General features: G+C 72.5%; 12 protein-coding genes. 6 read left to right on the forward strand and 6 right to left on the reverse strand.

Features of this window, described 5'->3' with window-relative positions:
- Nucleotides 1-47: 47 nt before the first annotated feature.
- From ACWGN5_RS14110 to ACWGN5_RS14130, 5 genes are read right to left on the reverse strand one after another with little or no spacing between them, the layout of a single operon-like run.
- Nucleotides 48-1,466 carry an aspartate ammonia-lyase gene (locus ACWGN5_RS14110; RefSeq protein WP_453514582.1) on the reverse strand — a complete coding sequence of 473 codons (1,419 nt, stop codon included), beginning with the start codon at nt 1,464-1,466 and terminating at the stop codon, nt 48-50.
- Entirely contained in the window at nt 1,463-2,605 is a 1,143-nt protein-coding gene (locus ACWGN5_RS14115; protein ID WP_453514585.1) for a M20 family metallopeptidase, read from the reverse strand. Before ACWGN5_RS14115 ends, ACWGN5_RS14110 begins: the two co-directional genes overlap by 4 nt.
- Nucleotides 2,606-2,613: 8 nt before the next feature.
- Nucleotides 2,614-3,288 (reverse strand): DUF1028 domain-containing protein, encoded by a 675-nt coding sequence (locus tag ACWGN5_RS14120; protein WP_453514587.1) that lies wholly within the window; start codon nt 3,286-3,288, stop codon nt 2,614-2,616.
- The gene (locus ACWGN5_RS14125) at nt 3,285-3,803 is read right to left on the reverse strand and encodes a RidA family protein (RefSeq protein ID WP_453514589.1); all 519 of its coding nucleotides are present in this window, start codon (nt 3,801-3,803) and stop codon (nt 3,285-3,287) included. The genes ACWGN5_RS14120 and ACWGN5_RS14125 overlap by 4 nt, the downstream gene beginning before the upstream one ends.
- Before the next feature lie 10 nt (nt 3,804-3,813).
- Nucleotides 3,814-5,076, reverse strand: a complete 1,263-nt coding sequence (locus ACWGN5_RS14130) for a flavin-containing monooxygenase (protein ID WP_453514592.1) — start codon at nt 5,074-5,076, stop codon at nt 3,814-3,816.
- Between the two features lie 481 nt (nt 5,077-5,557).
- Here ACWGN5_RS14130 and ACWGN5_RS14135 point away from each other — a divergent pair, with 481 nt between their 5' ends.
- From ACWGN5_RS14135 to xdhC, 3 genes are read left to right on the forward strand one after another with little or no spacing between them, the layout of a single operon-like run.
- Complete coding sequence (locus ACWGN5_RS14135; protein ID WP_453514593.1) at nt 5,558-7,024, forward strand: xanthine dehydrogenase small subunit; 1,467 nt, start codon at nt 5,558-5,560, stop codon at nt 7,022-7,024.
- A complete protein-coding gene (xdhB, locus tag ACWGN5_RS14140; RefSeq protein WP_453514595.1) occupies nt 7,021-9,381 on the forward strand; it encodes a xanthine dehydrogenase molybdopterin binding subunit in 2,361 nt (786 codons plus the stop codon). Before ACWGN5_RS14135 ends, xdhB begins: the two co-directional genes overlap by 4 nt.
- 1 nt (nt 9,382) lies before the next feature.
- Complete coding sequence (gene xdhC / locus ACWGN5_RS14145) at nt 9,383-10,192, forward strand: xanthine dehydrogenase accessory protein XdhC (protein ID WP_453514596.1); 810 nt, start codon at nt 9,383-9,385, stop codon at nt 10,190-10,192.
- A gap of 68 nt (nt 10,193-10,260) precedes the next feature.
- Here the strand turns inward: xdhC and ACWGN5_RS14150 are convergent, their stop codons facing one another.
- Complete coding sequence (locus ACWGN5_RS14150) at nt 10,261-11,457, reverse strand: S8 family peptidase (protein WP_453514597.1); 1,197 nt, start codon at nt 11,455-11,457, stop codon at nt 10,261-10,263.
- Between the two features lie 148 nt (nt 11,458-11,605).
- Here ACWGN5_RS14150 and ACWGN5_RS14155 point away from each other — a divergent pair, with 148 nt between their 5' ends.
- The 3 genes from ACWGN5_RS14155 to ACWGN5_RS14165 all read left to right on the forward strand — a co-directional run bounded on the left by ACWGN5_RS14155 (nt 11,606) and on the right by ACWGN5_RS14165 (nt 14,098).
- On the forward strand, nt 11,606-12,049 hold the full coding sequence (locus ACWGN5_RS14155) for a VOC family protein (protein ID WP_453514598.1): 444 nt from the start codon (nt 11,606-11,608) through the stop codon (nt 12,047-12,049).
- Nucleotides 12,050-12,191: 142 nt separating this feature from the next.
- Entirely contained in the window at nt 12,192-12,989 is a 798-nt protein-coding gene (locus tag ACWGN5_RS14160; protein WP_453514601.1) for a bestrophin-like domain, read from the forward strand.
- A gap of 248 nt (nt 12,990-13,237) precedes the next feature.
- Nucleotides 13,238-14,098 (forward strand): DUF1684 domain-containing protein, encoded by an 861-nt coding sequence (locus ACWGN5_RS14165; RefSeq protein WP_453514602.1) that lies wholly within the window; start codon nt 13,238-13,240, stop codon nt 14,096-14,098.
- Nucleotides 14,099-14,272 lie beyond the last annotated feature (174 nt).

Consider the following 14,272-nt stretch of genomic DNA (forward strand, 5'->3'; position numbering starts at 1 on the left):
GGTGGTCCTGTCGCCCCCGACCCTATGCGGCACGGGCCGGGATCCCCTCAGAGGGCGGCCAGACCGGTGAGGGCGGCGGGGCTGAGGAGCTCGCCGAGTTCCGTCTCGGTCAGCAGCCCCCGCTCGCGTACGAGGTCGAGGGCGGGCCTGCCGGTGTGATGGGCCTCGACCGCGAGCGCGCAGGCGGTCTCGTAGCCGAGCGCGGGACCGAGGGCGGTCACGAGCCCGGTGGAGGCGGCGACGGTCTCGGCGAGCCGTTCGCGGTTGGCGGTGATGCCCCGTACGCAGTGTGCGGTGAGGACGCCGACGCCCGCGGTGAGGTGGTCGAGGCCGGCGCTCAGGCTGCGGTGGATGACCGGCCCGAAGGCGTTGAGCTGGAGCTGCCCGCCCTCGGCCGCGAGGGTCACGGTCACGTCGTTGCCGATGACCTCGAAGGCGATCTGGTTGACCGCCTCCGGGATCACCGGGTTCACCTTGCCGGGCATGATGGACGAACCGGCCTGCCGTGCGGGCAGGTTGATCTCGCCGAGTCCGGCCTGCGGCCCCGAGGACAGCAGACGCAGGTCGTTGCAGATCTTGGACAGCTTCACGGCGACGCGCTTGAGCACCCCGGACAGGTGCACGAAGACGCCGACGTCCTGGGTGGCCTCCACGAGGTCGGGCGCGGACACGAGCGTCGGGATGCCGGTCAGCCGCCGGAGCTCCTCGATCGCCCGCTCCCGGTAGCCCGGGCGGGCGTTGAGACCGGTGCCGATCGCCGTACCGCCGAGTGCGAGCTCGTGCAGCAGCGGCCTGACCTCGGCGAGCCGCTGCTCGTCCTCGGCGAGGGTGGCGGCGTACGCCCCGAACTCCTGGCCCAGCGTCATGGGCACGGCGTCCTGGAGCTGGGTGCGGCCCATCTTCAGGACGTCGGCGAACTCGGCGGCCTTGTCCTCGAAGGCGCCGCGCAGGCCGGCCAGGGCGGCGAGCAGTTCGACGACGTGCGCGTCGAGGGCCAGTCTCAGGGCGGTCGGACAGACGTCGTTGGTGCTCTGGCCGAGGTTGACGTGGTCGAGCGGGTGCAGGACCGCGTACGCGCCGCGGGAGCGGCCGAGGAGCTCCAGGGCGCGGTTGGCGATCACCTCGTTGGCGTTCATGTTCGTCGACGTGCCCGCGCCGCCCTGGATCAGGTCGACCACGAACTGGTCGTGGAGCGCCCCGGCACGGATCTCGGCGCAGGCGTCCGCGATCGCCGAGGCGAGCGCCGGGTCCAGGGCGCCGACCTCGGCGTTGGCGCGGGCCGCGGCGGACTTGACCGCCGCGAGGGCGCCGATCAGGTGCGGGCGGGAGGCGAGGGTCTCCCCGGTGAGGGGGAAGTTGGCCAGCGCCCGGGCGGTGTGCGCCCCGTAGTAGGCGTCCGCCGGGACGTCGACGTCGCCGAGCATGTCGTGCTCGGTCCGGTACGCGCGGTCCGGGATGGGGTTCATCGGGGTCCTTCGCTCGGTCGGGTGTCGAGGGCTCGGTCCACGCCGGTCCACGCCAGCGCGATCGCCCCGTCGAGCAGGGCCCGCTCCGCCGTCCCGCCCACGCAGTACGCGGCGAACTCGTGCTGGTGGTTGGTGGCGGGCAGGGAGCCTATGCCGATGTAGGGGTGGATGGCCGGCACGACCTGGGAGACGTTGCCCATGTCGGTGGAGGCCCGGTTCATCCGGGCGGCCTGGCCGGGCGGGGCGAACTCCCGGCCCAGGGCGAGGGCGTTCGTACGGTAATGGCCGAGGGCGGTCTCGTCGGCGCGGAACTCCGCGTACGGCCTGCTCTCGGGCTCGATCCTGAGGTCGCAGCCCGTCGCGAGCGCACCGGCCTCGAAGGCGCGCAGGACGCGCGGTTCCAGTGCGGCGAGTTCGGCGAGCGTCTCGGCCCGTACGTACCACCGTCCGGTCGCCCGCTCCGGGACGGCGTTCGGGGCGTCCCCGGCGTGGGTCACCACGCCGTGCACGCGGGCCGAGGCGGGCAGGTGCTGGCGGAGCAGGCCGATCGCGACCTGGGCCACGGTGAAGGCGTCGGCCGCGTTGACCCCCGCCTCCGGGTAGGCCGCGGCGTGCGCGGACTTCCCGGTGTAGGAGATCCTGGAGTGGCTGACCGCGAAGGGGCGGGCCTCGGCGACGTCGACCGGCGCCGGATGCACCATCATCGCGAGGTCGACCCCGGCGAACGCGCCCCGTTCGAGCAGCTCGATCTTCCCGCCGCCGCCCTCCTCGGCCGGGGTGCCGTAGACCTCGACGGTGAGTCCCGCGTCGTCGGCGACGGCGGCGAGGCCGAGCGCCGCCCCGACGGAACTCGCCGCGATGAGGTTGTGCCCGCACGCGTGGCCGAGGCCGGGAAGCGCGTCGTACTCGGCGCACAGGGCGATCCGTACGGGCCCGCTGCCGAACCGGGCGTGGAAGGCGGTCTCCAGGCCCAGGTAGGACGGGGTGACGTCGAATCCGGCCCGGTCGAGGAGTTCGGGTACGGCGGCCGCGGCCCGGTGCTCCTCCCACGCGGTCTCCGGGTCGGCGTGCAGCCGCTCGGACAGGTCGACGAGCCCTTCGGCGCGGCGCTGGACCGCTCGCCGGGCCGCTTCCTTCATGTCGGCCGTCACAGGTCCCCCGGGACGCCGTACGAGGGGGCGGACGCGGGGTCGAGTCCGCGCCGCACGTAGTCGTCGCGCTGCGGCAGCCAGACGTCGAGGAGTGCGCCGAGCCGGTCGACGGGGTCGTCGGCCCAGTCCACCCGCAGATCGGTCACCCGCCAGCCGACGTCCGCGACGACCGCAAGGCCCGCGGAGTGCACCGGCCCCTCCTCGCCGCCGGCCGCGACGGCGGCCTTCAGGGCGGTGAGGAGTCGCTCTTCGAGTTCTCCGGTGGCGGCGGCGTAGGCGTCGACGAGCACGCCGGGGATGTGCGGGCCGGACAGCATGTTGCCGGCGGCCACCGCGCCGTCCGCGGTGGCCGAGGCGTACGTTCCCAGGGTGTGCGCACCGCTGAAGGCGAACCCGGGGCCGGTGCGGCCCAGTACGGTCAACTGCCGGTAGGCGATGGTCTTTTCACAGCCGGCGTCGCCGGTGACCTCGGCCAGGGCGCGTTCCGGGTCGGCGTGCCCGGCGAGGCCCGCGAGGAGGCTCGTGCCGAGCGTGGGGTCGGTGATGTTCTGCGAGGCAGCCGCGCCGACGCCGGGGCGCAGATGGGCGACCCGGGCGAAGACGGCCGGACTGGACGAGCTCGCCACGACGCCGAACCGGGCACCGTCACGTACGAGGAGGGAGAAGGTCATGCCGATTCCTCCTGCGGGATCACGGCGATCGCGTCGATCTCGCACAGCCACTCCGGCCGGGCGAGGGCGGAGACGACGAGACCGGTGGAAATGGGGTGCACGCCCTTGGTCCAGCGGCCGACCGTGCGGTACACGGGCTCGCGGTAGCGCGGGTCGATCAGGTAGATCGTCAGCTTGACCAGGTGCTCCATCCGGCTGCCCGCCTCTTCGAGCAGCATCTTGATGTTGGCCATGGCCCGCTCGGCCTGGGCCTCGGCGTCGCCGATGCCCACGGACTGGCTGGTGTCGAGGTCCTGTCCGATCTGGCCCCGGACGTACACGGTGTTCCCGGCGACGACGGCCTGGCAGAGGTCGTTGTCGAGGTTCTGCTCGGGATAGGTCGCGCGGGTGTTGAACGGGCGGATGCGGGTGTGTCCGCCGGCGACGATCGGGGGCTCGGGGTTCGTGGAGGGGTCGATCGGGGGCTCGGGGTTCGTGGAGGTGGCGATCGGGGGCTCGGGGTTCGTGGAGGTCATGATCGGCTCCTCAGTTCTTCCGGTCGGTGGGGTCGTACGCGAGATAGCCGCGCTGCCGTGCGATGTGGTCGCCGACATACCGGGCGTCGTGCCAGACGCCCCAGATGAAGCTCGATCCGCGGCGGGACAGCCAGGGCAGGCCCAGGAAGTAGACGCCGGGCTCGGAGGAGACCCCGCGCCGCTGGTCGGGCCGGCCGGCCTCGTCGAACGCGTCGACGTCCAGCCAGCCGTAGTCGCTCGCGAAGCCCGTCGCCCACACGATGGAGGTGATGCCGGCCCCGGCGAGGTCGAGCTCCAGGCGGGGAGCGGTCACGCACTCCGGGTCCGGTCCGAGGACGTGGGCCTCGGGCTCCTCGGGGAGGTCGAGGCCGTTGCGCTCGACGTACGCGTCGGCGGCCCGGAGGAAGTCCAGGTACTGGGCGTCGCCGAAGGCGATGTTCGCGGCGAGGTCCGGCGCGAAGCGCAGCACGCCGTCCTCGTGGGAGCTGGTCAGGCCGACGAGCTCGATGCCGGAGGCGGCCAGGTCCCGGAAGTCCACGGTGTGGCCGCCGCGCGCTCCGCTGACCGCGATGGTGACGTGCTCGGCTCCCTGGGGAGGGGTCTGCGCGTCCCAGATCCCGAGCACTCCGAGCCACCAGCAGAAGTCGCGTCCGCGGTACGCGCGGGGCGGACGGTCGTGCGGACCGACGGAGAGGAACACCCGGCGCCCGGACCGGCGCAGTTCGTCGGCGATCTGCACCCCGGAGGAACCGGCCCCGACGACGAGGACCGCGCCCTCGGGCAGCTGCCCCGGGTTGCGGTAGCCGCTGGAGTGGATCTGCGTGGGCACGGCGCCGTCCGGCACGACGGGCGGGATCACGGGCCGCTGGAACGCCCCGGTCGCGGCCACGACGAAGCGGGCGTCGATCGTGCCCTGCGGCGTCTCGACGCGGAAGCCGGGCCGGCCGGCGAGCCGGCGCACCGAGGTGACCTCGACACCGCTGCGGACGGGGGCACCGATCTTCTCGGCGTACGCGACGAAGTAGTCGGCGACCTGCTCCTTCGACGCGAAGGCGTCGGGGTCGAGGCCGTCGAACTCCAGGCCGGGGAAGCGGTCGTGCCACGCGGGCCCGTTCGCGACCAGGGAGTCCCAGCGCTCGGAGCGCCACCGCTCGGCGATCCGGTGCCGCTCCAGGACGAGGTGCGGGATGCCGTGGGCGCCCAGGTGCTCGCTCATCGCGACGCCCGCCTGGCCGGCCCCGACGACGACTACTTCGGTCTCTTCATGCGGCATGTCTGCCTCCGCTCTCGTGGACTGTGCAACCGCACGGCCCATCCTTCGAGCACCCCCGTGGAACTGTCCAACAGATGTTTCCGTTGGGAGTCATCTGATCTGGAGATGTACGCAGCTCGGACGCCTCTTGACCGCGGTGATCGCCGGGCATTAATTTGCAGCCTCGACCCATGACGACCGAGAGGAGGCGACCGGCGGATGAACACCAGCTCCGACCTGAGCCGCCTCGCCCACACCACGGTCTGGGTTCCGGGTCGCATCGCCCACGGCTGCTGACGACGCCGTTCCGCCGTGCCGCGTCCGCGGGCACGCCGACGACTTCCCCGGTCTCCCCGGTTTCCCTTCACCGCTTCCCGGCACGCCGCCGTCGCGTGCCGTTCCGCGCCCGCTTCTCTGCCGTGGCGCGTCTGAACACAGAAAGCTGCCCGACATTGGCGAACATGATGAATCGACCCATCGCGCACGGAATCGAGGGCCCGTCATGGTAGCGGCGCGCATCACCGTCAACGGAGAAGAAGCACCCATCGCACCCGCCGCGCCCCACACCACGGTGCTGGAGTTCCTGCGCGAGCGCGGCCTCACCGGCACCAAGGAGGGCTGCGCCGAGGGTGAGTGCGGCGCCTGTTCGGTCCTGGTGGCCCGCCCCGGGGTGAACAAGCCCACCGACTGGGTCGCGGTCAACGCCTGCCTGGTCCCGGTCGCGTCGCTGGACGGCCAGGAGATCGTCACCTCCGAGGGCCTCGCCACCGCCGGCGCCCCCGGCACGCCGCCCACCCTGCACCCCGTGCAGGAGGAGATGGCGGTCCGCGGCGGATCCCAGTGCGGTTACTGCACACCCGGGTTCGTGTGCAGCATGGCCGCCGAGTACTACCGGCCCGACCGCTGCGCCCACGCGGAGACGGACGGGGCGGCAGCCGACGCCGAGCACGGTCCGAACGGCTTCGATCTGCACGCGCTGAGCGGCAACCTGTGCCGCTGTACGGGCTACCGCCCCATCCGCGACGCCGCCTTCGCCGTGGGCGCGCCCACCGACGAGGACCCGCTCGCGCAGCGCCGCGAGCAGGCTCCGCCCGCACCGGTGGCCACCGAGTACGCCCGGGACGACAGCGTGTTCGTCCGGAAGGACACCCTGGCCGAGACGCTGCGGCTGCTGCGCGAGCGGCCCGACGCGGTGGTGGTCGCCGGTTCCACGGACTGGGGCGTGGAGGTGAACATCCGCTCCAGGAGGGCGGGTTGTGTGGTCGCCGTCGACCGCCTTCCCGAACTGCGGGAGCTGCGCGTCGAGTCCGAGGCCGTCGAGATCGGCGCGGCCCTGACCCTCACCGAGATCGAGCGCCGTCTCGACGGCGAAGTCCCGCTCCTCGCCGAGCTGTTCCCCCAGTTCGCCTCGCGGCTCATCCGCAACGGCGCGACCCTCGGCGGCAATCTGGGCACCGGCTCCCCCATCGGAGACAGCCCGCCCGCGCTGCTCGCGCTGGACGCGTCGGTGGTGCTCGCCGACGCCGACGGTGAGCGCGAGGTCCCGCTCTCCGCGTACTTCACCGGCTACCGGCAGAGCGTGCGCCGTCCCGGCGAGCTGATCCGCGCGGTGCGCGCCCCGCTCCCGCTGTCGCCGGTCGTGGCCTTCCACAAGATCGCCAAGCGGCGTTTCGACGACATCTCCAGCGTGGCGGTCGCGTTCGCGCTGGACGTCCAGGACGGGATCGTCCGCAAGGCGCGCATCGGCCTGGGCGGTGTCGCCGCCACCCCGATCCGCGCGCTCGCCACCGAGGCGGCCCTGGAGGGCAGGCCGTGGACGGCCGAGACCGTCGAGGCCGCGGCGCCGGTGCTGCGCGAGGAGGGCACCCCGATGAGCGACCACCGGGCCAGCGCGGCCTACCGCTCCGCGATGCTCGGCCAGAGCCTGCTGAAGCTGTACGCGCGAACCACCGAGGCGGTGTCGTCATGAGCCAGTTGTCCCAGCGTCCCGAGAAGTCCGTCGTCGGTCTCCCGCTGCCGCACGAGAGCGCCGCCGCGCACGTCACCGGCACCGCGCTCTACACCGACGACCTGGTCCACCGCACCAAGGACGTGCTGCACGCCTACCCGGTCCAGGTCATGAAGGCCCACGGCACCATCACGGCGCTGCGCACCGAACGGGCGCTCGCCGTGCCCGGTGTGGTGCGGGTCCTCACCGGTGCCGACGTGCCCGGCGTGAACGACGCCGGGATGAAGCACGACGAGCCGCTCTTCCCCGACGAGGTCATGTTCCACGGGCACGCGGTCGCCTGGGTGCTCGGCGAGACCCTTGAGGCCGCCCGGCTCGGCGCCGAGGCCGTCGAGGTGGAGCTCGACGAGAAGCCCTCCCTGGTCACGCTGCAGGAGGCGATCGCCGCCGACAGCTTCCACGGCGCCCGGCCGGTGATGGTGACGGGCGACGTCGACGCCGGCTTCGCCGACTCCGCGCACGTGTTCACCGGGGAGCTGCAGTTCTCCGACCAGGAGCACTTCTACCTGGAGACGCACGCGGCCCTCGCCCACATCGACGAGGCCGGGCAGGTCTTCGTCCAGAGCAGCACCCAGCACCCGTCCGAGACCCAGGAGATCGTCGCGCACGTCCTCGGCCTGCACAGTCACGAGGTGACCGTGCAGTGTCTGCGGATGGGCGGCGGCTTCGGCGGCAAGGAGATGCAGCCGCACGGCTTCGCGGCCGTCGCCGCGCTCGGCGCCCGCCTGACCGGCCGCCCGGTCCGGGTGCGGCTCAACCGGACCCAGGACCTGACCATGTCCGGCAAGCGGCACGGCTTCCACGCCGCGTGGCGGATCGGCTTCGACGCCGGGGGCCGCATCCAGGCCCTCGACGCCACCCTGACCGCGGACGGCGGCTGGAGCCTGGACCTGTCCGAGCCGGTGGTGGCCCGGGCGCTGTGCCACATCGACAACACGTACTGGCTCCCCCACGCCCGTATCACCGGTCGCATCGCCAGGACCAACAAGGTCTCCAACACCGCCTTCCGCGGCTTCGGCGGCCCCCAGGGCATGCTGGTGATCGAGGACATCATGGGCCGGTGCGCGCCGCTGCTCGGCCTCGATCCGGCGGAGCTGCGGGAGCGCAACTTCTACCGGAAGGGCCAGGCGACGCCGTACGGGCAGCCGGTCGTCCAGCCGGAGCGGATCTCCGCCGTCTGGGAACAGGTCAAGGAGAACGCGGACTTCGCCGACCGCCGGCGCGAGATCGCGGCGTTCAACGCCGCGCACCCGCACACCAAGCGGGCCCTCGCGCTGACCGGGCTCAAGTTCGGCATCTCCTTCAACCTCACCGCCTTCAACCAGGGCGGAGCGCTGGTGCTGATCTACAAGGACGGCTCCGTCCTGATCAACCACGGCGGCACCGAGATGGGCCAGGGCCTGCACACCAAGATGCTCCAGGTGGCCGCGACCACCCTCGGCATCCCGCTGCACAAGGTGCGGCTGGCCCCGACGCGTACGGACAAGGTGCCCAACACCTCGGCCACCGCCGCCAGCGCGGGAACGGACCTCAACGGCGCGGCGGTCAAGAACGCCTGCGAGCAGCTGCGCGAGCGGCTGCTCCAGGTGGCCGCGACCCAGCTCGGCACGAACGCCTCGGACGTACGCATCGTCGAGGGCGTCGCGCGCGGTCTCGGCAGCGACCGGGAGCTGGCCTGGGACGAGCTCGTCCGCACCGCGTACCTCCAGCGGGTGCAGCTGTCGGCGGCCGGTTTCTACCGGACGGAGGGGCTGCACTGGGACGCGAAGACGTTCCACGGCTCGCCGTTCAAGTACTTCGCCCACGGTGCCGCCGCGGCCGAGGTGGAGGTGGACGGCTTCACCGGCGCGTACCGCATCCGGCGGGTGGACATCGTGCACGACGTCGGCGACAGCCTCTCCCCGTTGATCGACATCGGTCAGGTCGAGGGCGGTTTCGTGCAGGGCGCGGGGTGGCTGACCCTGGAGGACCTCCGCTGGGACGCCGGCGACGGCCCGCACCGGGGCAGGCTCCTGACGCAGGCGGCGAGCACGTACAAGCTGCCGAGCTTCTCCGAGATGCCGGAGGAGTTCCACGTCACGCTGCTGCAGAACGCCGGCGAGGAGGGCGCGGTCTACGGCTCCAAGGCCGTGGGCGAGCCTCCGCTGATGCTGGCCTTCTCCGTACGGGAGGCGCTGCGGCAGGCCGCGGCCGCGTTCGGGCCGGGCGGGATCAGCGTGGAGCTGGCCTCGCCCGCGACGCCGGAGGCGGTGTACTGGGCGATCGAGGCGGCCCGCGACCGGGCCGGCAAGGGCGCGGAAGTGCTGAGCGGTGCCTGACATGACGTGGTTCGCCGCGGTCGCGCGGCTGCGGGCACGCCGGGAGTCCGGCGTGCTCGTGACCGTCGCGACCGTGCGCGGCCACGCCCCGCGCGACGCCGGCGCGAAGCTCGTGGTCGGGCGGACCGAGACCTGGGGCTCGATCGGCGGCGGGAACGTGGAGGCCGTCGCGATCGACCGGGCCCGGGAGATGATCGCCGGGGCCGAGGCGGAGCCGGAGCTGATGGACTTCGCCCTGAACGACAAGGTGACCAACCGGCACGGGGTGCAGTGCTGCGGCGGCACGGTGTCGGTGCTGCTCGAACCGCTGCCGGTGGTACGGGCGGTGGCGATCTTCGGCGTCGGGCACGTCGGACTCGAACTGGCGCGCATCCTGGCCCGTCAGGACCTCGACCTCCATCTGATCGACACCCGCTCCGACACCCTCGCGGAGGAGCGGCTCGGCGTGCTCGCGGACGCGGTGGCGCAGGTACGGGTGCACCACACGCCGCTGCTGCCCGAGGAGGTCCTGGAGGAGCTGCCGCCCGGCACCCATGTCCTGATCATGACCCATGACCACGCCGAGGACGCCGCGCTGTGCGACGCCGCCCTGCGCACGCCCCACCTCGGCTCCATCGGTCTGATCGGCTCGGCGGCGAAGTGGGCGCGGTTCCGCAAGCGCCTGTCCACCGAGGGCGGTCATGACGACGCCGCCATCGACCGGATCAAGACCCCGATCGGTCTCGCCGGCATCGGCGGCAAGGAACCGGCGACGATCGCGGTCAGCGTGGCGGCCGACCTGCTGCGCACCTTCGAGTCCGAGGGGAACTGACTCCCCTGTCGCTCGTCGACGGCGCCCGCACGTCCTTCGAGGGGGCGTGCGGGCGGCCGGGGAGCCGGCTACAGGCCGCCGGTGAACAGCAGCTTGTTCGGGGTGCTTCCGCTGACGTTGCTGAGCAGACCCTTCGTGGTGTTGTCGTCGATCCATTCGGCGACCTCGGCCGGGCTCGCGGCGGGGTGTTCGGCCTTGTACAGCGCAGCGACTCCGGCCACGTGCGGGGCGGCCATGGAGGTGCCGTTCTGGGCGATGGAACCGCCGCCGATCCGCGCCGAGACGATGTCCTGGCCGGGCGCGAAGAGTTCGACGCACGAGCCGTAGTTGGAGAAGGACGTCTCCTCGTCCCAGATGTTGGAGGCGGCGACGGTGACCACGCCGGCCGCCGACGCCGGCGAGACGTCGCAGGCGTCCTTCGACGAGTTCCCCGCCGCGATGACGGGGAGCACGCCCGCGTTGAAGAGGGCCGTGGCGGCGTTGTTCAGGGCGACCGACTTGTCCCCGCCCAGGGAGCCGTTCAGGACGGCCGGCTGCCGGGCGTTCCTGGCGACCCAGTCGAGTCCGGCGATCATGCCGGAGTACGCGCCGCGCCCGTCGCAGCCGAGGACCCGGACGCTCACCACGGCGGCCTTGCGGGCGACCCCGTACGTCTTCCCGGCGACCGTGCCGGCGACGTGCGTGCCGTGGCCGTTGCAGTCCTGGCCGTAGCGTCCGTCGCCCATGGCGTCGAAGCCGAAGGAGGCGCGGCCGCCGAACTCGTCGTGGTGGTAGTCGATGCCGGTGTCGAGGATGTACGCGGTCACCCCGGCGCCGCTGCCACGGGTGGTGAAGTCGTTGTCGAGCGGCAGGTTCCACTGGTTGATGCGGTCCAGGCCCCAGGAGGCGGCCGGGCCGCGGGTCGCCGCCGGCGCGGTCGGCTGGGGCGGCGCGAGCGTCACCGCGTCCTCCTCGACCGAGGTCACCCCCGGGGCCTTCCGGACCATCGCCAGCTGAAGCTCGGTCAGCGGGGCCGCGAAGCCGTTGATGGCCTTCTCGTAGACGAACGTGGGCTTGAGGCCGAGCTGCTCGGCGGCCTCGGCGGCGTCGACCGTCTTGTCGAGGGTGACGATGTACTTGCCGGGCACCGCGTTGGCGGCGGTGACGAGCGGTGCCGGGGTCGGCTCCGGACCGGCGGCGGCCCCTGACGCCGTCGCCGCCGGGGCGGTGACGGCGACGGCGGTGAGGGCGGCGCTCGCGAGAGCGAGTCGGGTACGTGCGTTCATGCCGGTGAGGGCACCATGCAGAAACGATCACGTCCTACGACATTCCGATCGATTCTGATCAATTCCAACGAATGCCGCAGAGATCACCGCAATGCGTATCCGCTAGGGTCACGAGCTCGCCGTACCCGACACACACAGGAGACCCCGCATGGCGATCCAGCGGATGGACAACGTCCTCATCGTCGTCGACGACCTCGACACCGTCCTGTCGTTCTTCGTCGAGCTCGGCATGGAGCTGGAAGGCCGCAGGCCCCTGGAGGGGCGGTGGGTCGACCGCGTCGTCGGCATCGACGGCTGCCGGGAGGACATCGCCGTGCTGCGCACCCCGGACGGCCACGGGAAGATCGAGCTGGCGAAGTTCCACGCGCCGCGGGCGATCAGCCCCGAACCGCGGGACGCGCCCGTGAACACGCTGGGCCTCCGGCGCGTCATGTTCGCCGTGGACGACATCGACGCGACCGTCACCCGTCTGCGCGCCTCCCACGGCGCCGAACTCGTCGGCGAGGTGGTGCGGTACGAGGACGTCTACCTGCTCTGCTACCTCCGCGGCCCCGAGGGCATCGTCGTGGGACTGGCCGAGGAACTCGGCTGACGGCCGCGCGGCCCAACAGCCGTCCCCCGTGCGGGGGCGAGCGAACGTTTCCGCTGTTCCCGCCCCCTGACGTGCGGGGTCATGATCGGCGCCCCCGCCGGAGCCACCAGAGGCCTCCGGCCGTCCCCGGAGGTGTCCTCTCGTGCTGCTCGTCATCCTCGTCGCCCTGGGCGCTCTGCTCGCCGGACTCGCCGCGAACCGGTACCTGAGGCCCAGGCTGCTCAGCGAGGACGACGACACCGGCATGGCCGTCAAGGATCTCGTCGGGCCCCTCCTGACGCTCACCGTCCTGCTCCTCGCGTTCGTCCTGGTCACGGCGAACGGCTCGTACGGCAAGGCCGAGGTCGCCTCTCGCGGCGAGGCCCGCGCCCTCGACCAGCTCGTGGAGACCGCCGAGTACGCCCCGGAGGCCCAGCGCTCCAGGATCCAGGCCGACGCCGTCTGCTACGCCCGGGCCGTCCGCGAGCAGGAGTGGCCGGCCATGGCCGACGGCGAGGGCTCCCCCGCCCCCAGCGTCTGGTCCACGGACTTCCGTACGACCTTCCGCACCCTGGAGGGCAAGCCGGCCTTCGGGATGCTGATCGCCGCCGACAACAAGCGCTCCGACGAGCGCGAGGAGCGCCTGACCCAGGCCACGGCCAGCATCCCCAGCGCCATCCTCTGGTTCCTGCTCGCCACCCTGACCATCACCGTGATGGGCCTCGGCATCTGCCTGCCCCGCAGGAACAACCGCGGCCAGGTGGTCACCCTTGTCGTGATCACCGCGCTGCTGACCACGACCCTGTGCATCATCCGGGACGTCGACCGGCCCTTCGGCGGCATCATCGACGTCGAGCCGACGGCGATCACCGAGGCCGAGCGGCAGGCCACCCGCGACTTCCTCGTCCACAGCAGGATCACCGAACTCCCCTGCAACGACCGGGGGAACCGGACCGCCTGAGCCGATGCCGACCGTGCGGGGAACCCTGGCGCCCCGCACCGGAGGTGTGTTTTGCTGCATCCATGAGCCTTCTCGTGACGCGCCGACACGTGGACTACGTGCGCGTCACGACCATGGCGTGTTCCCGCTGACACCGAGGCCTCGACCCGGCGTCCGGACACCGACGCACCCGCCCCACGACTCCTGGGCGCCCCTTTGACGGCCTCGTCCTGCCTTCACACCCCTTTCACCTCAGCAGGAGGAGACGCATGAGCGTCCATGACACCACCCGTACCCCCGAGGCCGCCCGCGAGGCCGTCGACGTCGATCCGGAGCTCTTCGCCGCGGAATGGGAGACGTGGCACCAGGGCAAGGACGCCCGGCTCGCCTCGGAGCACGGCTTCCTCGCGATCACCGGTCTGCACTGGCTCTCCCCCGAGCCGCAGACCTTCCCCGGCGCCCCGGGCACCTGGTCGACGGGGCCCGAAGGCGTCGTCGTCGAGCTCGACGAGGGCACCGAACTCGTCGTCGACGGCCACGTCGTCCGCGGGCGGCACCTGTTCGGCGTCATCCCGGAGCGCGGTGGCATCGACGCCGTGTGGGGCGACACCGTGATCGAGGTCGCCAAGCGCGGCGGCAACGACATCGTCCGCCCGCGGCACCCCGCCCACCCGCTGCGGGCCGACTTCAAGGGCACGCCCGCGTACGAGCCCGATCCGCGCTGGGTCGTCACGGGCCGGTACGAGACCTTCGCCGAGCCCCGGCCGACGACGGTCGGCGCCTCCGTCGAGGGACTGCTGCACGTGTACGACGCTCCCGGCCGGGTCGTCTTCCGGCTGGACGGACAGGAGTTGAGCCTGACCGCGTTCAACGGGCACGCGCCCGGCAGCCTCACGCTGCTGTTCACCGACGCGACCTCGGGCGTCACCACGTACGCGGCCAACCGGAATCTCACCGTGGAGGCCCCCGGGCCCGACGGCACGGTCGTGCTCGACTTCAACCGTGCGACCAATCTCCCCTGCGCCTACACCGACTTCGCGACCTGCCCGCTGCCGCCGGCCGAGAACCGGCTGCCCGTCGCGGTCGAGGCCGGAGAGCGGATCCCCCACGAGCGCGGCCCGGTCGACTGACGGAGGCCCGCGGACGGTGTCGCCGCGCAGTGTTGGGCCCACAAGGAGGGGGGGGGGGGAACCCCACGCGGGACCCCACCCCAGCCCCCGGCCCGGGCCCCCCCCCCCCCCCGAAGCCCCGGCCCGGTGGATATGGCACGAACCCGGGGGGCGCGGGGGGGGGGCCACCCCCGG

The organism is Streptomyces sp. NPDC055815 (assembly GCF_053616475.1).

What these genes read in the sequence shown, in the direction of transcription:
- ACWGN5_RS14110 (WP_453514582.1), bottom strand. Translation starts at nt 1,466, where the DNA reads ATGAACCCCATCCCGGACCGCGCGTACCGGACCGAGCACGACATGCTC.
- ACWGN5_RS14115 (WP_453514585.1), bottom strand. Translation starts at nt 2,605, where the DNA reads ATGAAGGAAGCGGCCCGGCGAGCGGTCCAGCGCCGCGCCGAAGGGCTC.
- ACWGN5_RS14120 (WP_453514587.1), bottom strand. Translation starts at nt 3,288, where the DNA reads ATGACCTTCTCCCTCCTCGTACGTGACGGTGCCCGGTTCGGCGTCGTG.
- ACWGN5_RS14125 (WP_453514589.1), bottom strand. Translation starts at nt 3,803, where the DNA reads ATGACCTCCACGAACCCCGAGCCCCCGATCGCCACCTCCACGAACCCC.
- ACWGN5_RS14130 (WP_453514592.1), bottom strand. Translation starts at nt 5,076, where the DNA reads ATGCCGCATGAAGAGACCGAAGTAGTCGTCGTCGGGGCCGGCCAGGCG.
- ACWGN5_RS14135 (WP_453514593.1), top strand. Translation starts at nt 5,558, where the DNA reads ATGGTAGCGGCGCGCATCACCGTCAACGGAGAAGAAGCACCCATCGCA.
- xdhB (WP_453514595.1), top strand. Translation starts at nt 7,021, where the DNA reads ATGAGCCAGTTGTCCCAGCGTCCCGAGAAGTCCGTCGTCGGTCTCCCG.
- xdhC (WP_453514596.1), top strand. Translation starts at nt 9,383, where the DNA reads ATGACGTGGTTCGCCGCGGTCGCGCGGCTGCGGGCACGCCGGGAGTCC.
- ACWGN5_RS14150 (WP_453514597.1), bottom strand. Translation starts at nt 11,457, where the DNA reads ATGAACGCACGTACCCGACTCGCTCTCGCGAGCGCCGCCCTCACCGCC.
- ACWGN5_RS14155 (WP_453514598.1), top strand. Translation starts at nt 11,606, where the DNA reads ATGGCGATCCAGCGGATGGACAACGTCCTCATCGTCGTCGACGACCTC.
- ACWGN5_RS14165 (WP_453514602.1), top strand. Translation starts at nt 13,238, where the DNA reads ATGAGCGTCCATGACACCACCCGTACCCCCGAGGCCGCCCGCGAGGCC.